Source organism: Psychrobacter sp. UBA2769 (assembly GCF_002352555.1).
GTDB classification, from domain to species: domain Bacteria; phylum Pseudomonadota; class Gammaproteobacteria; order Pseudomonadales; family Moraxellaceae; genus Psychrobacter; species Psychrobacter maritimus.
Window position 1 is genome coordinate 128,726 of sequence record NZ_DEIR01000010.1, and the last position, 17,919, is coordinate 146,644.

17 protein-coding genes are annotated in these 17,919 nt (G+C 43.0%); 9 read left to right on the forward strand and 8 right to left on the reverse strand.

The genetic code is table 11. From position 1 onward, the window contains the following. The first annotated feature begins 19 nt into the window (after window positions 1-19). Window positions 20-547 (forward strand): cytochrome b, encoded by a 528-nt coding sequence (locus B3Q63_RS03855; RefSeq protein WP_201619207.1) that lies wholly within the window; start codon window positions 20-22, stop codon window positions 545-547. An 84-nt stretch (window positions 548-631) separates the two neighbouring features. Here B3Q63_RS03855 and minE read toward each other — a convergent pair whose 3' ends face one another. From minE to B3Q63_RS03880, 5 genes are all read right to left on the reverse strand, one after another. Continuing rightward, complete coding sequence (minE, locus tag B3Q63_RS03860) at window positions 632-922, reverse strand: cell division topological specificity factor MinE (protein WP_183620257.1); 291 nt, start codon at window positions 920-922, stop codon at window positions 632-634. A 2-nt stretch (window positions 923-924) separates the two neighbouring features. After that, the gene (minD, locus tag B3Q63_RS03865) at window positions 925-1,737 is read right to left on the reverse strand and encodes a septum site-determining protein MinD (RefSeq protein ID WP_183620258.1); all 813 of its coding nucleotides are present in this window, start codon (window positions 1,735-1,737) and stop codon (window positions 925-927) included. Between the two features lie 445 nt (window positions 1,738-2,182). Beyond that, entirely contained in the window at window positions 2,183-3,049 is an 867-nt protein-coding gene (gene minC / locus B3Q63_RS03870; RefSeq protein WP_201619206.1) for a septum site-determining protein MinC, read from the reverse strand. 170 nt (window positions 3,050-3,219) lie between these two features. Continuing rightward, on the reverse strand, window positions 3,220-4,314 hold the full coding sequence (locus B3Q63_RS03875; protein ID WP_414706302.1) for a hypothetical protein: 1,095 nt from the start codon (window positions 4,312-4,314) through the stop codon (window positions 3,220-3,222). A gap of 230 nt (window positions 4,315-4,544) precedes the next feature. Beyond that, entirely contained in the window at window positions 4,545-5,507 is a 963-nt protein-coding gene (locus B3Q63_RS03880; protein WP_296174008.1) for an acyltransferase, read from the reverse strand. Between the two features lie 583 nt (window positions 5,508-6,090). On the opposite strand from B3Q63_RS03880, the gene B3Q63_RS03885 reads away from it, so the two are divergent. The 7 genes from B3Q63_RS03885 to B3Q63_RS03915 all read left to right on the forward strand — a co-directional run bounded on the left by B3Q63_RS03885 (window position 6,091) and on the right by B3Q63_RS03915 (window position 14,682). Further along, window positions 6,091-6,744 (forward strand): OmpA family protein, encoded by a 654-nt coding sequence (locus tag B3Q63_RS03885; protein ID WP_296174011.1) that lies wholly within the window; start codon window positions 6,091-6,093, stop codon window positions 6,742-6,744. Window positions 6,745-7,020: 276 nt separating this feature from the next. Further along, window positions 7,021-8,475, forward strand: coding sequence for an imelysin family protein (locus B3Q63_RS03890; RefSeq protein WP_296174014.1), 1,455 nt, complete (start codon window positions 7,021-7,023; stop codon window positions 8,473-8,475). Between the two features lie 317 nt (window positions 8,476-8,792). Further along, window positions 8,793-10,454, forward strand: coding sequence for a di-heme oxidoredictase family protein (locus tag B3Q63_RS03895; RefSeq protein ID WP_296174016.1), 1,662 nt, complete (start codon window positions 8,793-8,795; stop codon window positions 10,452-10,454). A gap of 100 nt (window positions 10,455-10,554) precedes the next feature. Beyond that, window positions 10,555-11,700, forward strand: coding sequence for an imelysin family protein (locus B3Q63_RS03900; protein WP_296174019.1), 1,146 nt, complete (start codon window positions 10,555-10,557; stop codon window positions 11,698-11,700). Beyond that, window positions 11,669-13,264: a DUF1513 domain-containing protein gene (locus tag B3Q63_RS03905; RefSeq protein ID WP_296174022.1), complete on the forward strand. Its 1,596-nt coding sequence runs from the start codon at window positions 11,669-11,671 to the stop codon at window positions 13,262-13,264. Before B3Q63_RS03900 ends, B3Q63_RS03905 begins: the two co-directional genes overlap by 32 nt. A gap of 2 nt (window positions 13,265-13,266) precedes the next feature. Further along, the gene (locus B3Q63_RS03910; protein ID WP_414706303.1) at window positions 13,267-13,947 is read left to right on the forward strand and encodes a M48 family metallopeptidase; all 681 of its coding nucleotides are present in this window, start codon (window positions 13,267-13,269) and stop codon (window positions 13,945-13,947) included. 132 nt (window positions 13,948-14,079) lie between these two features. After that, window positions 14,080-14,682 carry a methyltransferase domain-containing protein gene (locus tag B3Q63_RS03915; protein ID WP_296174026.1) on the forward strand — a complete coding sequence of 201 codons (603 nt, stop codon included), beginning with the start codon at window positions 14,080-14,082 and terminating at the stop codon, window positions 14,680-14,682. Here the strand turns inward: B3Q63_RS03915 and B3Q63_RS03920 are convergent. Both B3Q63_RS03920 and B3Q63_RS03925 read right to left on the reverse strand, forming a co-directional pair. Then, on the reverse strand, window positions 14,663-15,340 hold the full coding sequence (locus B3Q63_RS03920; protein WP_296174029.1) for a hypothetical protein: 678 nt from the start codon (window positions 15,338-15,340) through the stop codon (window positions 14,663-14,665). The two genes, B3Q63_RS03915 and B3Q63_RS03920, sit on opposite strands and share 20 nt — an antisense overlap. Window positions 15,341-15,381: 41 nt before the next feature. Continuing rightward, window positions 15,382-16,290 carry a hydrogen peroxide-inducible genes activator gene (locus tag B3Q63_RS03925; RefSeq protein WP_201564867.1) on the reverse strand — a complete coding sequence of 303 codons (909 nt, stop codon included), beginning with the start codon at window positions 16,288-16,290 and terminating at the stop codon, window positions 15,382-15,384. 276 nt (window positions 16,291-16,566) lie between these two features. Between B3Q63_RS03925 and ahpC the strand changes: the two genes are divergently transcribed. After that, window positions 16,567-17,133 (forward strand): alkyl hydroperoxide reductase subunit C, encoded by a 567-nt coding sequence (ahpC, locus tag B3Q63_RS03930; RefSeq protein WP_201564866.1) that lies wholly within the window; start codon window positions 16,567-16,569, stop codon window positions 17,131-17,133. 188 nt (window positions 17,134-17,321) lie between these two features. Here the strand turns inward: ahpC and B3Q63_RS03935 are convergent, their stop codons facing one another. Then, on the reverse strand, window positions 17,322-17,570 hold the full coding sequence (locus B3Q63_RS03935) for a YdcH family protein (protein ID WP_201564865.1): 249 nt from the start codon (window positions 17,568-17,570) through the stop codon (window positions 17,322-17,324). Window positions 17,571-17,919 lie beyond the last annotated feature (349 nt).

Consider the following 17,919-nt stretch of genomic DNA (forward strand, 5'->3'; position numbering starts at 1 on the left):
AGGGGTGATAAAGTAAGCTATGAATACCATCAATTCAAACCTGACAAAGTGGTCGGTTGCTAGTCGAATCTTTCACTGGATTAGTGCCATCTTATTGCTGGTCACTTGGGTCATGATATTTTTATATGGCAATTTGGATAGTAAGGTCTATATCGGATTGCATAAGGCGTTTGGGATCAGTTTATTGTTTTGGATGATTGCCCGCGTGATCAATCGTATATTTACCAAAGCACCGCCTGCAGTTGCTATGCCAAAATGGCAGATGCTCCTCTCACAATTGTCACACTTTTTCTTGTACGCTTTATTGATCGCTATGCCAACAGCAGGGCTGCTGATGTCAGTCTATGGCGGTAGAGCCGTTGATATTTTTGGCTTATTTCAAATCCCTGTCTTTGTCACACCAGATAGAGGCTTGGCCCGACTTTTTAATGACTGGCATACAGATATTTTATGGCCAATGATTATCGCCTTTACCTTGATTCATATTGGCGCCGCTTTATACCATCAATTTATCAAAAAAGACAATCTGATAGCCCGTATAAAATAAAGGCTGGTAGATAAAAAGTAAGCATAAAAAAAGCCCTAAGTATGATACTTAGGGCTTTTTTATGGAGCAATAAAGTAAACAACTCTACTTTTTATGCTCAGGTAAGCTGATATTCATTTCTAGCACATCTAAGCTATCTTCAGAACGATGATTGATATTGACATCATCAATCTGAACGCCGTTGACGTATTTATTAACCACTTCTAGTATTTCACGTTTCATTTTTTCAATACGGTCAGCGGTCAAACGGTTGTTTAAACGATTTTCGCTTGCAACGATAACCTTTAGACGCTCAGTGGCCATATTGGCACTACCAGCATTACTGCTGTCATCGGTGCCGAATAGACTACTCCAAAATCCTTTTTTCTTACTCATTATTAACCCCCAAACCAGCGCTGTAATAGACTCTTTTTCTTCACATCAATATGACGTAATGGGCGCTCTTCCCCTAAGAACCGGGCAACGATATCGTCATAACATTGACCAGCAACAGAGTCGGTATAATGAATCACTGGCTCACCGTGGTTAGAGGCTTCAAGTACTGAATGGCTCTCAGGAACCACGCCAAGTAACGGCACTTTTAGAATATCGTTAGAGATGGTATCGATATCCATCATCTCGTTAGCGGCGGCGCGGTCTGCATTGTAGCGTGTGATGATAAGATGCTCACGTACCGTCCCTTGGTTTTCCGCCACTTTCTTAGTTTGGCTTTGCAAGATACCAATGATACGGTCCGAGTCACGTACAGAAGAGATTTCAGGGTTGGTAACGATGATGGCTTCATCAGCATGATACATCGCAAGCTGCGCACCGCGTTCGATACCAGCGGGCGAGTCACAGATGATATAGTCAAACTGCTTAGACAATTCGTCCATGACTTCTGCTACACCTTCGTCCGTTAACGCATCTTTATCACGTGTCTGACTGGCAGGTAGGATATATAAATTCTCCAATTGCTTGTCTTTCACCAGCGCTTGGGATAGGCGTGCATTACCATTGATAACATCGACAAAGTCATAAACAATTCGATTTTCGCAGCCCATAATCAAGTCTAGATTACGTAAGCCTACATCAAAATCGATAACAACTGTCTTATAGCCACGTAATGCTAAACCGGCGGCAAAAGAAGCACTGGTTGTGGTTTTGCCCACACCGCCTTTACCCGAAGTGATTACAACAATCTTCGCCACAATGGCACACTCCTATGAATTGATGGGATATTTATTATACAAAACAGTATAGATATAAAGTAGCACACTTGCTTGGCATTCACCTAGCGTATATGTGCTATCTGCGAGCGTAAGCCTAGCATAAATATACAAAAACTTATAGCAAGTCTATATTAAAGCACAAAAACAGCCGATATATCACATTTATGCTTGCTATAAGCAAACAGATTAGACAGCTAAAAAACGCTCTAGTATCTGCGCTCAAAGCCTGTACATATAGTTTAGCGTAAATAGTGGCAGAGCTAAAAATCCATCATAGCGCAGTTTTGTTAAGTAAACTTACTACAATATTAATCATGCTATTGAGCCGCCAATTTAGTCTTTATTATCCATTTTCTAAGCTGATATGAATGTCGTAATATAAATGCAAATCAGGTCTTTGGATAATCTTAGTGTCATAGCTAACTTAAGCGTCGTCCATGACAGTAAAGACCAAGCCTTGACCTTCTAAATAACGTACTTCAACCGATTTATCAATCACATGCTCGGGTAGGTTGTCGCGTAAGCAATACGTACCGGCAACGGAGACTAATGAAGGGTTAAATACTTGGCAGAAAATACGCGCATCTTTGTCGCCTGTTGCCCCTGCGACTAAGCGACCTTGGGCGCGGCCATAAACGTGTAAGTTATTGTCGGTAATGGCTTCGGCGCCGCTATTGACACTGTTGGTTAAAATCAAATCGCCGCCAACATGGTTGAGGCTTTGTCCTGAGCGTAGCATTTGATCATAGATGAGGCTAGTAATTTGCTCAGCGCTGATAAGTGTTTCAGCAGTCAAGGTAGTTTCGGCTACTTCAGGTATCGCGCTTGCGGCAATCGCTTGGTTGTCTACTGTTGAACCCGTATTATCAGCAGTGGTGATTGTAGCGTCAGCACTGTTGTTGGGCACAGTAGCCGCTACTTGGCTCAACTGAGTAGTGGCTTTTTTACTCGGTAAAATACGCTCGATACGTTTACCATCAGCGGGGAATATCGCCAAGCGTAGCTCGCGAGCTTGCGCATCAAGCAAACCTGTGACCACGCCGATAGGTTGCAAACCCCAAGACCAAAGCAGCTCGACCAACGCCGCTAAATCTTGCTCGACCTCACTGTCAATCAATACCGGAATATTGCTGTTCTTATTGCTCAGTGTGGTTTCAAGTTGGCTGGCAATCGCTGTAAAATCATCGGTGCTAAACTGCACCCGTGAAAAGGTCAGCATCTTGCCATAAAAAGCTAACGCCGGCGCGTTGGCTGAGGCGAGGGCATGCTGGTCATTGTCTGAAATCGTCATAATATAAATCCTCAAAAATGGTCGTATTGCGGTGTTCACGGTGCCGTTTTTATTATCAAAGTATGGCTATATAAAACTATAGTGATTAAAAGCCAGTTCTTATTAAGTCAGTTCTTGGTAGTTCGTTCTTGATAATCCTGTTTTTGCTAAGCCCGCTCTGACTAAAAATGCTACAACCTAAGCATGTCCTGATGCTTCCACTGCTGCACTTTTATTTGTGCCTCAAACTCATCCAAACTGTCGGCAATAATACTTGAGATTAATGTATCAAGGGCACTGTTATTGGTATCGATTTGAGCGACGCCGCTGGCAATAGCGACCATCAAATCATCGAGACGTTCGGCGTCAAGCAGGCGCTCATTAAGCGCATATACTACGTTCTCACCGATATTATGCCCGACATGTTGAAGCTGAGACTCAATTAAGCTACCAGCAATAGGTATCATGCGCAGATAGCGGCGTAGCTCAGGTGTATTGGCCAACCCCTCTTTAATCGCATTGCCCATCTCAGTGGCGATAATGGTGCCACCACCTGATGATTCGGTCAGTGCTTGCAGTTTTGGCGCCAGCTCTTTACGTAGCAGCGATAGCACCGCCGCCTCAATCTCGTTGCGATTGCGCGCGATGGTCGACTCAATAAACGATTTATGTATTTTAGGGTCGGTGAGCTGCTGCCGAAAGGTCTGAATGGTCGTTAAGATGACGCGGTCAGACAGCTCTTCTAAAAGTAAATCGATATAAAAGTTAATGCGGTTAATCCACGGCTGCGGCAATACTTGATAACCCAATTGATATAATCGGCGTCCGATAATCACCGCGCGAAATAAACGCAGCGCGCGCAGCTGCGGGAAACAGCCTAACACTTCATACCAGTGGACAAAAGGGAAAAAGAACCAGCGGTAATAAACCTTTTCTTTAATAGCAATCGCCCAGCGTAATAGCAGCTCTACAATCAAAAATAAGGTAAAGAAGCCACCAGCTGTCCGTAACGAATCATGGACATGGCTTTGATACCAGTTTAATGCCTCACTCAGGGTCAACCACTGCGCCGCATCACGACTAAAACCACTCATCAAAATAGCGTCAATACCGATTAATAATAAATCAATACTGATGGCGATAATCATCACGATATCATAGGTCAGCTTCAAGCGATTGGGCTTGGGACGATTCGGTCTTGGTGGTGGACTATTCGATAAGTCTGAGGACTGATTGCGCGCGGACGTTGATTCTATAGGGGCGCTGCTAGTAGAAGAGGCGGACACAGTCATACCTTATTAAGTGGTAAATGGCATCAGTAGTGAGTCGCTTTATGCCAATCACTACCAAATAAGTAACGAGTTTTAATGGTTATTCACATTATCAATGAATCATGCCAAAAAACAAGCCATCAACCATTATAATTTGGTATTTTAGCCATTATCTTTTTATAGAAAAAATCCGCTGACAGTAGCAACGGATTTAAATAATAAATATATTACATTTTATTCTAATCCTAATGCGTTTTATCAACCGCCGTGTCATCAAATTCAGCAAGCATCTCAGTAATGCGTTGATCCTTTTGACGCCAAATGTGCTCGACCCAATCAAACATCTGTGCTTTGACTGCGTCATCGTTTTCGTAACCACCGTTTTGAATACCCGCAAACAGCTCGTCAGGTATCTTGATATGGCGGACATCGACGCCTAAGCGTTTGATATTACCTTTCCACAAATCGCCATAGGTTGGTACGCCGTCAGGATAAACGATGGTCATATCTAAGATACCATCCATGTCAGCGCCCAAGGCGTTAATAGCCAGCGACAAACCACCGGCGCGTGGTTTTAATAGATGGGTATAGGGTGAATGTTGTTTATCGTGCTTTTCTTGGGTAAAGCGCGTGCCCTCTAAGTAGTTCAATAAGGTAAAGGGCTTGTCCTTTAATAACGCACAAGCACGCTTTGCTTCTTCGATATCTTTACCTTGAAGGGCAGGGTTTTTAGCAACCGCTTCTTTAGAGTGGCGGCGCATCATTGGGAAGTCTAAAAAGTAAAACGCCTGCCCAACGATAGGAATATAAATCAGCTCAAACTTGGTAAAAAAGCGGGTTAGCGGCAAGCGTTTTTCACTGATATATTGCACGATGCTGGTATCCACCCAAGATTGATGGTTACTGACCAGCAGGTACTTACCGTCCATATGGACATCATCTGGCAAATGAATGCGCCAGTCTTTACGCGGCAACATATTGTCGATGAGCGCATTGTTGCTACTAATCCAGTGTTCAGCGATTTTAATCACTGTCTTATCGGCGATAGGAGCGCCGGTGATGATTTTACCAACCCCCATTAGCCATAACGGAATGCTACCGCCAAAGCTATTGGCAGCGATGACCCCAGTTGCTGTCGCAAGCGACATGGCTTTTGCTAATTTTGGCGTACGTTCGTGTATTTTTTGTATGGCAGAATTTAAGCGCATATCCAATTCCTTCCTATTCATTTCGTTAATCAAGCAACTTTTTTTAGAATTTTTTAATCAACCTCAAAATATATAACTAATGTATTCTTAATATGGACTCTTATTTATTAGTAATAATTTCGCCATATAAAAGCTCATGATATAAATAAGCCTCTGTTAACAAGCGCCGATATTTAATTGAGCCAACGTACTTTTTAATAGCATTTTTATCATTGTGAACTACTTAATACCTTAACTAAGTTCAGTTATTATTGCATGTCAGGTTTTAGTATTGTTGATGCAATAATCATTTTGTTGGCTGATTTTAGCAGAAAAATATTATAGTGTACGACTGTAAACGTGACTTGCGGTAGCAAATTGGCTCTGTTGCTAAGCAATAAGTCATAAACAGTTATGCACTTTTCATACATAGATGTGACAAAATATTACACACAAATGGATGGCAATTGCCATAATAATAGCAAGTGTGGATAAACATCTAAACGATATTGCTGACCAATAATTGCTGATCAATAATGGTCATAAGCAATATTTATAAAAAGCAAATTTATCTATCGATTTTTTTAACTTAAGAGGAAATATTATGCGTAATACATTAATGATTGCAGCAGTGGCATCAGGTTTGGCTCTAAGCGGTTGTGCTACAGATCCGTACACTGGCCAACAGACGCTTAACAAGTCTGCACTTGGCGCATTAGCTGGTGCAGCTGGTGGCGCGACTATCTCAAAAGCAACAGGTGGCGACAAAACTGGTCGTGATGCTGCTATTGGCGCTGCATTAGGTGCTGGCGTTGGTTACTATATGGATCGTCAAGCTAAGCAACTTCAACAGCAAATGGCTGGTACTGGTGTGACGGTTACACCGAATGCTAATGGTAACATTGACTTGGTTATGCCAGGTAATATCACGTTCTCATTTGATGATGCGTCTTTAAACCCATCATTTAGACCAACGCTTGATAAACTTGCCTCTACAATGAATGAATATAACCAAAACACCATTACTATTGCCGGTCATACCGACAGTAAAGGTGCTGATGCTTATAACATGAAGTTATCACGTGACCGCGCTTATGCAGTAGCGAACTACTTAAGTGCACGTGGCGTAGCTTCTAACCGTATCAACGTAGTCGCTTATGGCGAGTCGCGTCCAGTTGCTGATAACAGCAGTGAATATGGTCGTCAACAAAACCGCCGCGTTGAGCTAACGGTAAATGCACCAAGCAGCGTTCGTTAATCGCTACTGATATTTGAAATATCAAATAAAAAAGACCAACGCGAAGTTGGTCTTTTTTTGCTTGAAATTCGTCTAATATTCAAAAAATTATATTTGATAATAGTTATCAATAACATTATAATTTGCAGGGATTGAATTTTGTCAGCCTTTAACGGGCGTTTAAATTTAACTAGGGTTTAAATGGATTTTATCTTATTGAAATTATAAGTCTTTAAGCTTTCCTTTTATCACTTTATCTTTTGTCATTTTATCTAATGTATCTCATCGAGGACGTGTATGAATATCAGCCCAGCGACAAGCCGTAAAATTTTACCGACTACTTTAGCTGCTGCATTGGCAGGGATACTGCTAGTATCAGGATGTACCAAACAGTCTGATGAGACCACAGCGTCAGAGGCACAAACCGACGTCCAAGCAACCCAAAACAGCGATGACAAAACGTCTTCGGCTGCTGATCAGGCGCATATCGATCGATTGTTGATTAGCTATGCTGATATGGCGCACGCCGCCTATAAAGATTCTTTAGAAACGGCCAAACTTTTACAAACAGCAGTGAATACTTATGTAGACACGCCGACCCAAGCCAATCTTGACGCTGCAAAGGCTGCCTATAAAGCCGCGCGTCAGCCATATTCACAGACTGAAGTGTTTCGCTTCGACGAAGGCTTTGTGACCGCTGATGATAAACGCGCACTTGGTAGCGTTGATGGCTGGGAAGGACAGGTAAATGCTTGGCCGCTAGATGAAGCCTTGATTGACTATGTTAGTGACAGTTATGAGGGTGAATATAACAGTCAGGACAATATTATCAATAGCAAGAGCATCACGGTTGGTAGCATCAAGCAAGATACCAGCACCATTACGCCTGACTTGCTGGCTGAGATGAACGAGATTGGTGGTAGTGAGGCTAATGTCACTACCGGTTATCATGCGATTGAGTTTCTGCTGTGGGGACAGGATACCAATGGCGTTGGTGAAAGTGCAGGTAATCGTCCGGTGAGCGACTATATAACGACCGAGGGCGAATGTACCAGCGGCGATACGACAAACACAGATGCGAGTATTTGCGAGCGCCGTGGACAGTATCTAAAAGCGGTTACCCAGTTATTGATCAATGATTTGACCGCGATGGAAGCCCAGTGGCAACCTGATAGCGAAAACACCTTACGTAGCGATATGATGGCCCGTAAAGACAAAAACGGTCTGCGTCAAATCATGTATCAAATGGGCAGCTTAGCACTTGGTGAGCTAGCTTCTGAGCGTATACAGGTGGCGTTCGTCACTGGCTCTACCGAAGATGAGCATGAATGCTTTAGTGATTTGACTCATTTGAGCTATGCTAATAATGCCCGCGGCATTCAAAATATCTTTAATGGCGGCTATAAAACCGTCGCTGGCAAGACAGTGGGCGGTTATGGACTAAAGAATTATCTTGTCGATACCGGCAATAAAGAAGCGGCTGATAAACTTGCGACTGATTTTGCTAACGTAGAAGCGGCGTTTAAAGTCATCGTTGAAAAAGCCGAGAAAGAAGGCATCAAGGTCGATCAGATGATTGCAACCGTAGGTCAAGCCAGCAAGCACGGTATTTCTGCTGAAGAGCAAAACAAACGCCGCGGCTGGATTGAAAGTAGTATCACAAGCTTACAACAGCTAACCGATGGTATCGAAAATGCAGCAAAAGCCGTTGGCATTGATAATTTAGACGCTGATGCAGGTTCACAGTTTTAAATAGTGCTTATTTAAAAGAGCGCTTATTTAAAAGGACATCTATTTAAAATGGTGCTTTTGGTTTTAATTTAGGAAGCCTTAATAGCCTGTATTTATGTGCCTGATGAGTCGTTATCAGTGAATGAGAATTATTTTTATAGAAAAATAATTTAGGTATAATATACACGTTGTCGACCGCTGTTGGCAGCGTGTTTTTTTATAGCGCAGCAATGATTTATCGAATTGAAATATTTATTGACTAAAAATGCTTATCAAATAAAAATGAAAAAATTATAGCACGCGTTTTTAATGGTTCCATACCAGAACTAAGGTTCCCTATGAGTAGCAGTAATGTGTCAACCGCCAAACAATCTACCGCGTTTTATTCTCCTTTAATATTTAAAAATTCGCTATTAAAGCTATCGCTAGGAGTGACATGCGTGCTCTCATTAAGCGCCTGCCAGCCATCTCCAACGGACGACACCGCCAATAATAACGACAATAAAGCCCAAGACAGTAGCTATTTGCAAAATATAACGCCTGAGCGTGCTCAAACGATTGAAGCGCTAGCGGGCGTCCCTATGCAGCAGCTTGCCAGCTTTGATGCGCAAGAAATCAAACAAGGTGGCGATACTGGTATTAGTATCACCACGAGCGAAAGCTACTCTAAACCTTCTTCAAATATCACCGCTTCGCGTAAAGGCTCTTTCTTTATCGGCAATGCGTTTTTTAGGCAACCTTGGGTGGTCGCGCCGGCAAGTACCGATAGCCGTGATGGGCTTGGCGCTTTATTTAACGTTGCTGCCTGTCAATCTTGCCATATCAAAGACGGTCGCGGTCATGCGCCGATGAGAAGTGATGACGATGCTGATAGCTTGTTGATTCGCCTTGCGATGCCGGCGACTACCGAAGCGCAGCGCCAAAAGCTAAAAGATTCCTTGATTGAAAAAGTCGCCCATCCTATGTATGGCGGTCAATTGCAGGACCGCGGTGTGCAAGGCGTGCCTGCTGAAGCCCGAATTGTAGTACAGTGGAACGATAAACCCGTTACCTTTGCTGATGGTCATGTCGAGACCTTGCGTGCGCCAACCTTTAATCTGACCAAACCCGGTTATGGTCCATTTGATAATGAGCTGATGGTATCGCCGCGTGTGGCCTTACCGATGATTGGGCTTGGGTTACTCGAGCAGATTCCAGACGATGATATTAAAAAACAAGCAGTCAAAGTAAATAACGCTAATAGCGACATTAGCGGTAAATTTAATATGGTCATGGATCCACAAACGGGTAAAGTGGCATTAGGACGCTTTGGCTGGAAAGCTGGTCAAACCAAGCTGATTACTCAAAACCAAAGTGCGTTTAATGAGGATATGGGGCTGACCTCAAATATCCGTCCGCATGAGTCTTGTATGCCAGCGCAGACCGCTTGTGTGAATGCCGCAACAGGTGCTGATGAACAAGGTAATGGTAAGCCGCCCGTCGAAGTCAATGATGAAGTGGCAAAGTTCGTCGAATTTTATACCCGTAATCTGGCGGTGCCGCATCGCCGCAATGCCGAAGACAAGCTGGTATTGGCCGGCAAAAAACGCTTTTATGATATGGGCTGTCAAAGCTGCCATACGCCGCGTTATCAGTTGCCAAAAACCGACGATGACCATCTTGAGCAGCACGGACAAGTGATTTATCCTTATACCGATTTATTGTTGCATGACATGGGCGATGGCTTGGCTGATCGTACCATTGCGGGTAAGCTGCCATCAAAAGACTTGCAGGTTGAGTTTTTAGCCAACTCTTATGAGTGGCGCACGCCTGCTTTGTGGGGCATTGGTCTTGCGCAAACCGTCGATCCACAAGCGACGTTTTTACATGATGGGCGCGCGCGTACTTTGATGGAAGCGGTACTTTGGCATGGCGGCGAAGCGGAAAAGCAGAAGCAAAAAGTACTTAAGCTTGATAAACAAGGACGCAGTGAGTTGAATGCGTTGTTAAAGTCATTATAAAAATAAGCGTATGAGCGTTAAAAGCGATGGTCATTCAACGTAAGAAATACAAAGTTAAATAATTACTTATATCAATATTCATCCAAATACTGAGAAATCTATGAAAATAAACCCTGCTTTAGCAATGGCATTATCAGCGCTAAGTGCTGGTATTCTAATTAGCTGTGTCAAACCTGCGGAAGAAAATAAAGTACCAGAGGTAGATAGCCAAGTCGCGCAAGAGGGTGCTACTTCTAAGGCTGCTGCTGAAAAAGACAGTAATGACGCTAAGGTTGCAGCAGTAGATATTAGTCCTGATACCGAAAAAACCTATCTGACCCACGTGGCAAATGACATTGTCATTCCAGCCTATGCAGATGCCGCAAAGCAGAGTGATTTATTGCATGATTTGGCAAAGAAATCTTGTCAGCAAGCGCCCGTGAGCGGTGATGCGCTGCAAGCGCTGCGCGCCCAATGGCTGGTGCTCGCACAAGCATGGGCTGGCGCTGAGATGATTAATTTCGGACCAGCGACGGCAAGCATGAGTAATTTATATATCAATTATTATCCTGATGAGCGCGGTCTGGTACATGGTGGTGTTGCCGATCTCATTGCTGCCAATCCTAAGCTCACCGCTGAGCAACTGTCTAACGAGAGTGCTATTGTGCAAGGTATACCAGGATTAGAAGAAGCGTTATATGCCAATGACAGTCTGGATGCTGGTCAATGTGCTTATGTGATGAGCGCAAGTAGTGCCTTAAGCACGCGCCTTAAAGATATTGAGAAAAACTGGCAGCAAAACTCAATCACTTTATTAGCGATTGATAAAACCGCTGAGAGTGATCAAGGGCTAAACCAATGGTTTAATTCTTTATTGTCATTGGTTGAGACCATGAAGTCCAATGCCATTGATCAGCCATTAGGCTTAACCGGTAAGAAAAAAGGTCACCTGCCAGCTGCGACCGCAGGGCAAAGCCGCGCGATTATCAATGCTAAATTGGCCACGCTCAATAAAGCAATGACCGATCCCGTTTTAACCGCTATTCTTGGTGGCAATAATGAAAACGCAGTGGCGGATAATCTATCGACCGCACTTGCTGATGCGACCACATTATTGGCGCAAATGCCAGAAGACTTAGCGACTGCCGATAAAGCTACCCAGCAAGAGCTGTATGACAAGCTGACGACCATTACGCGCATTATTAAACGCCAATTGATTCCGACGCTCGGTATCCGTGTGGGCTTTAATAGTACTGATGGCGATTAAAAAAATGCACTCTATCGATACTAAAACAGCAAATGAGTCACAACAGCAGCAGCCTAATAATGAGCTGCTAGTAACATCCGCATTGACCATGCTGTCTGCTGTCATGGGTACAGCTGCGCTTGTCGGTATCCATCATCGTTATCGTAAGCAGTGTCACCCTGATGCCAGCTTGCAGGACTATGTAGTAGGTATGCGCTCGCAGTTGCAGTCGTTAACCGCAACATCAAAACGCGAGCTCGTGCAGTTTCGTCACGCTTATCAGCAGGTAACAGTTGCATGGCAACAGGCTTATCGTTTACCAATAAAGGATAATCAAAACCCTACTCATAATAGCCCAGCTGACTTTAGCGCCGCACATACCACCACCGTACTACCGCGCCCCGTTTATTGGGTTGGCGGTGTTGCTTCTATGCCAAAAAGTGTCGTATTAGCAAATGATGATGGCGCTGATGCCTGTCATAATGAAAATGACTTTGGTGTGGTCGGTATCGATGCCGATAGACAAATCGTTTGGCAAACGACTATGCCTGAACGTGTCCACGATATTGTTGTTCAGCCGATTTTTGACCGCGAAAGTAACTTTTCTAACCACAACCAAAATGCTAATCATAACCAAAATCGCGATGTCGTGGTCATGGGTCGGCGTCCGAGTGAAAAGTTTTGGGTATTAGACACGACGAGCGGACAAGTAAATTTTGCTATTAAAGCATCTACTCATCGGCATTTTTATGGGCATGCTTGCTATAGCCTAGACGGTAAATTGCTCTATGTGACTGAAAATGACACCCTAAGTTTAGATGGTAAAATCGGTATCTATGATGCTGATGATAATTACAAAAAAATAGCAGAATTTGACTCGCATGGTATCGGTCCTCATGAGCTGATTATGCATCCTGATGGCGAAACGTTGGTGATTGCTAATGGTGGTATCAAAACCGAGCAAGCGTCGCGTGAAGAGTTAAATTTAGACAGTATGCGTCCATCATTGGTTTACCTTAATCGTCATACTGGTGCTTTGCTTGAGCAGATTACGCCTGAACACAATCAAATGAGCGTACGTCACCTGGCCATGCATGACGATGGAACGGTGATGATAGGTATTCAGTTTCAAGGTGAAAAGCATATCAATGTGCCGCTAGTGTTGACTCATAAACGCGGTGATAGTGATTTTAAAGCCCTTATTATGCCCAATAACCAATGGCAACGCTTCCATCAATATATCGCCAGTGTGGCGGTTGATAGTGAGCGTAACTTATTATGCGTGACCACGCCGATTGGGGGTTGTGCAGCGCTTTATGACTTAAATAATCGCACCTTGATAGATGATGTAAGCCTGCCAGATTGTGCAGGGACAGCAGTACTGTTTAGTCAGCGCACTAATAAGACAGATAGTCGTGATGAGCAATCAGGCTTTATTGTTAGTGATGGCCAAGGTCAGTTAACGGCGTTAACTGTTGATAGCTTGGCAACGGCACAATTGGATACTGTAGAGAAAAACGACCGTATTCTTAAAGACAGCAAATGTCATATGATGTCGTTTGACAATCATTTGCAAGCGCTTTGAGCATGAATATGCCGCCTGCATACCAGTCATCTTTATTAGAAAAATCTATTCAACGTTTGGCGCAAGCGGATATAGAGCTACATATCAGTAAAAAGCGGGTTAAAAATATCAATTTTCGCTTAAAACCGCATAAATTAATGGTGTCTGTGCCATTGTTTATTAGCCCAGCGCAAGCCGCACTCGCTATAGAGAAACGCGTACCTTGGGCAATCGCTAATCACGGCCAAGTATTAGAGCAATATAGGCGGCGACAACTCCCTTCAAAAGAGTCTTCAAAAGAGTCTTCAACTGCCGATAGCACACTGCTGTTATGGGGCATAAAGCAATCGTTTACCTTAAATCATGATGAAAAAATTACTTACTATCGACAACAGCTTTCTGAAGTCATACCTTCTCTGTTTGAAAAATGGCAACCAATTGTCGGTGCGACAGCCAATGAGATACGCCTGAAAAAAATGCATACGCGTTGGGGCAGTTGTAATACCCGTGCACGGCGAATTTGGTTGTCTGTCTATCTGCCCGCTTATCCTATCGAATGTACCGAATATGTGATTGTCCATGAGCTATGTCATTTACATCATGCCAATCATAGTCGCGCCTTTTGGCAAACGGTGGCGACCGCGATGCCTGATTATCAGCATTGGCATAATATGCTGGCAGGGAAGGCGGGACAGTTAGATTAAACCCTTCACCTAAGTACTATCAACAAGTATTATCAACAAGTACTGTCAACAAGCGCCATAAGACTGATATGATTAATCATAACGATACAAATTATGTCGTTTAAATAATAGATTTATCTACAGGGATGTCATATGGAAAATGTCAATCAAGCAGCGTTTTGGCAGCAGCGTTATGAGCAAGACAGTATCGGCTGGGATATGGGACAGGTGTCGCCACCGCTCAAAGCTTATATTGATCAATTGCCTGAATCTGCTAAAAGTCAGGCTGTTTTAGTGCCAGGGGCAGGTAATGCTTACGAGGTCGGTTATCTGCATGAGCAAGGGTTTAGTAATGTTACTTTGGTTGATTTTGCCCCTGCGCCGATTGAAGCATTTGCTAAGCGCTATCCTGACTTTCCAGCTGAGCATTTAATCTGTGCCGACTTTTTTGAATTGTCGCCTGAGAAGTATCAGTTTGATTGGGTGCTTGAGCAGACGTTTTTTTGTGCGATAAATCCTGCGCGCCGTGATGAATATGTAGCGCAGATGGCAGCATTATTGAAACCGAATGGTAAGCTGGTTGGTTTGCTGTTTGATAAAGACTTTGGACGAGACGAGCCACCGTTTGGCGGTACAAAAGCTGAATACCAACAGCGTTTTGCGCCTTATTTTGATATTGAAATTATGGAGACAAGTTATAACTCACATCCCGCACGGCAGGGCAGTGAGCTGTTTATTAAGATGCAAGCAAAATAATCTCACGCTTGATGTTTTCTCGAGCTTGTTCTTCTAACCGTGCATAGTAATAATCAGTCAGATAAAGCGTTGGATGCGCTAACAATCCTTTTAATACTGCTAGGCGTCCAACGCGATAATCTATATTTGAGATATGCGCATATTCTTGGCGGACAGCTTGCGCATACTGCTCATACTCAGACCAAGATGCCCCTAAAATACTTAAGTCCATATCTAGTAAATAGGCGGCATCGCTTTTTCTAGCTTTGTCTGACCCTTCATCAATGTCGGCAATTTGATGGCTAGCCGTCATCATTATCAGCGCGTAAATATATTGGCACGGCTCAGCACTTAGATAAGGGCTTAAGGACTTGACGGCATATTCTGCACTTTTAGGCTCATTATCTGAGCGCGTCGGCGCATATATCACGTCATGATAAAACAGTGCCAATGCGATAATATGCGGCTCATTTAAATGATGCTTAATCTGTTCAAACTGTGTAAATAATTGCTGAATATGCTGCAAGCTATGATAAGCGCGCTGGCTTTCGTTATAGCGCACGGCGATATCTTGCCAAAGTGCTTTTAATATTGCTGGCTCGATAGCATTATTAATAGCCGTTAAATGCCACTCGAAAAGCTTACCGAGCTCAGTCTCTATTTGTGACAACCCGTCCATAGTTAGCCTTTATTTAATGACCGCAATCTATTAGCAAATGCTTACTTCTTACTAGCCGCATCTTCAAATGCTTGTTTAAACAGCTTACCTAATAAATTAACATCATCAACGCGGGCATAATTTAAACGAGTGACAAAGGCGATATGACGATGCGGTCCTTCCTCGGCTAGTGGCACCGCAACTGCATTTTGATTTTGCAGATGTAGCTGGTCTAATGCCATCTCTGGCACTAATGTCGTCCCCATATTGGCAAGTGCCATTTGAATAAGGGTGTTTAAGCTGGCATCAGAAAAACTCGATTTCATTTGCGCGCGGTCAAAATGACAGACCGTCAGTGTTTGATCCGTCAAGCAATGTCCTTCACCTAATAGCATCAGATTGGCCGTTGCTAGCTCATCAGCATTGATGGTTTTAAGTTTGGCATGGACATCATCTTTTGGGAAGACGGCAAAAAAGTCCTCGCTCCAAAATTCAAAAGTATGCAAGCCATCGACTGCATACGGTAGCGCAATAATCGCAGTATCAATATGACCGTAGCGCACTTGCTCAAGCAAACGCTCGGTTTGCTGCTCAACGATGGTCATACGAAATTCTGGATAGTGCTCACGTAGCGCAGGCAACACTTTTGGCAGCAAATAAGGGGCAATCGTTGGAATAATTCCGACGGTCATAGGGTAAGCAAGCGGTGACTGATGGCTATGCGCGCGCGTGGTCAAATCATTGACTTCCGAAAACACGCGCTGCGCCCGCGTCAAGATATCTTCACCGATAGGCGTAATCAAGACTTGCTTATTATTACGCTCAAAAATCTGCGTATCAAGTTGTTTTTCTAACTCGGCGATACCCAAGCTCAGCGCTGATTGTGAGATATTACAGTCTTCTGCCGCACGCTTAAAATGACGATGTTTGGCAACCGCTAAGGCAAACTCAAGTTGACGTAAGGTAATCATAAAACCTCTCTGTTAATGGGTTTTTAACGCAATTTGTTTTACTCGTTTATCTTGTGTACTATAGCAATTTAATGCCGATGTACGGATAAAAAAGCAGATAGAATAGTTTAACAAGTTTAATAAAACAAAACATCACATTAAAAACTTTTAACTGGATTAACCATAGAATTCGCGTATAGTTTGTCAGGTAGCCCAGTTAAGCAAAGGGTTAGTAGAAATAACCAACAATAAACATCCATTAACTCAACAACAATCAATCAAAAAAAGGAGCCAATCATGGCGTCTATTATCAATCAAGAAATCCCAGAGTTTTCAGCAGATGCGTTTGTAAACGGTGAGTTCAAAACCATCACTTCAGAAGACGTAAAAGGCAGCTGGGCAATCTTCCTATTTTACCCAGCTGACTTTACCTTTGTTTGCCCAACTGAACTTGAAGACATGGCAGCTCATTACGAAGAGCTTAAAGGTTTGGGCGTAGAAGTGTACTCAGTATCAACCGATACGCATTTCACCCACAAAGCATGGCATGATTCTTCAGAAGCCATCGGCAAAGTAACTTACCCAATGATCGGCGATCCTACTGGTCGTATCACTCGTGGCTTTAACGTCATGATTGAAGAAGCAGGTCTAGCTGAGCGCGGTACATTCTTAGTGGATCCAGACGGCTTGATTCAAGTTGCTGAAATCCATGCAGGCGGCATCGGCCGTAGTGCAAAAGACATGCTACGTAAAGTGAAAGCAGCACAGTATGTTCGTGAAAACGACGGCGAAGTTTGCCCAGCAGCTTGGGAACAAGGTCAAGAAACTCTTAAACCAAGCCTTGATCTAGTTGGTAAAATCTAAGTCTTCTTTTATTAGACTAAAGTTATTAGATTAAGATTTTAGTATTATTTAAAGCGGTAATTGCTGATTGATAATGCTAAATAAAGTGCTAGAAAAAAGACCTCGTTAACTGATGTTAACGGGGTCTTTTTTTGTCTCAATCTTATAAGACTTTATAATAATATCTAACAGTATAAACCAGCCACTAGTTAAGCGTGAGATTGTAATTTATTTTTATCGATTATTTTGTAAATCTCATCTTTTAAATGCAGCTTTCGCCGTTTCATTTGCTCAATTTCTTCATCGCGACTGGCATGTTTGACCAAATCTTTATCCAACTGATTGATTTGCTGATCAAGCTGCGTATGTTCGTCAAAAATAGTCGCAAAGTGACTGTCTTTTTGCTTAAGCTCAGCAATAATATCTCTGTTGTCTTGCCATGTATCAGTCTTTCTCATGTTGTCATCCTTGTTATAAAGCGCAAGCTTATCAAAGCATCGGCGCATTTTAGTTAAGAGTGCTGTGATGAATTGCTATGATTGTGAGACTTGAATGTCATTGAGCCAAATCGTTATTCAGCTCAAAAGTGCATAGACTTACTAGCAGCAGAAAGGGCTGTTAATACACTGCGATAACCGCCAATCTGCCATGGGACAAATAAGAGTTTTTCTTATTCGCTTCACTCGATTGTAGCGAAAAAATTTGCCAGATACTACGACTATCATTGACTTCTATTTATCAGTGGTTTTGAATTTAAATAATAATATCGGTTTATGATATATTTTATAAAACGTAAGGTTTGAGTTT

What these genes read in the sequence shown, in the direction of transcription:
- B3Q63_RS03855 (WP_201619207.1), top strand. Translation starts at nt 20, where the DNA reads ATGAATACCATCAATTCAAACCTGACAAAGTGGTCGGTTGCTAGTCGA.
- minE (WP_183620257.1), bottom strand. Translation starts at nt 922, where the DNA reads ATGAGTAAGAAAAAAGGATTTTGGAGTAGTCTATTCGGCACCGATGAC.
- minC (WP_201619206.1), bottom strand. Translation starts at nt 3,049, where the DNA reads ATGACGATTTCAGACAATGACCAGCATGCCCTCGCCTCAGCCAACGCG.
- B3Q63_RS03880 (WP_296174008.1), bottom strand. Translation starts at nt 5,507, where the DNA reads ATGCGCTTAAATTCTGCCATACAAAAAATACACGAACGTACGCCAAAA.
- B3Q63_RS03885 (WP_296174011.1), top strand. Translation starts at nt 6,091, where the DNA reads ATGCGTAATACATTAATGATTGCAGCAGTGGCATCAGGTTTGGCTCTA.
- B3Q63_RS03890 (WP_296174014.1), top strand. Translation starts at nt 7,021, where the DNA reads ATGAATATCAGCCCAGCGACAAGCCGTAAAATTTTACCGACTACTTTA.
- B3Q63_RS03895 (WP_296174016.1), top strand. Translation starts at nt 8,793, where the DNA reads ATGAGTAGCAGTAATGTGTCAACCGCCAAACAATCTACCGCGTTTTAT.
- B3Q63_RS03900 (WP_296174019.1), top strand. Translation starts at nt 10,555, where the DNA reads ATGAAAATAAACCCTGCTTTAGCAATGGCATTATCAGCGCTAAGTGCT.
- B3Q63_RS03910 (WP_414706303.1), top strand. Translation starts at nt 13,267, where the DNA reads ATGAATATGCCGCCTGCATACCAGTCATCTTTATTAGAAAAATCTATT.
- B3Q63_RS03915 (WP_296174026.1), top strand. Translation starts at nt 14,080, where the DNA reads ATGGAAAATGTCAATCAAGCAGCGTTTTGGCAGCAGCGTTATGAGCAA.
- B3Q63_RS03920 (WP_296174029.1), bottom strand. Translation starts at nt 15,340, where the DNA reads ATGGACGGGTTGTCACAAATAGAGACTGAGCTCGGTAAGCTTTTCGAG.
- B3Q63_RS03925 (WP_201564867.1), bottom strand. Translation starts at nt 16,290, where the DNA reads ATGATTACCTTACGTCAACTTGAGTTTGCCTTAGCGGTTGCCAAACAT.
- ahpC (WP_201564866.1), top strand. Translation starts at nt 16,567, where the DNA reads ATGGCGTCTATTATCAATCAAGAAATCCCAGAGTTTTCAGCAGATGCG.
- B3Q63_RS03935 (WP_201564865.1), bottom strand. Translation starts at nt 17,570, where the DNA reads ATGAGAAAGACTGATACATGGCAAGACAACAGAGATATTATTGCTGAG.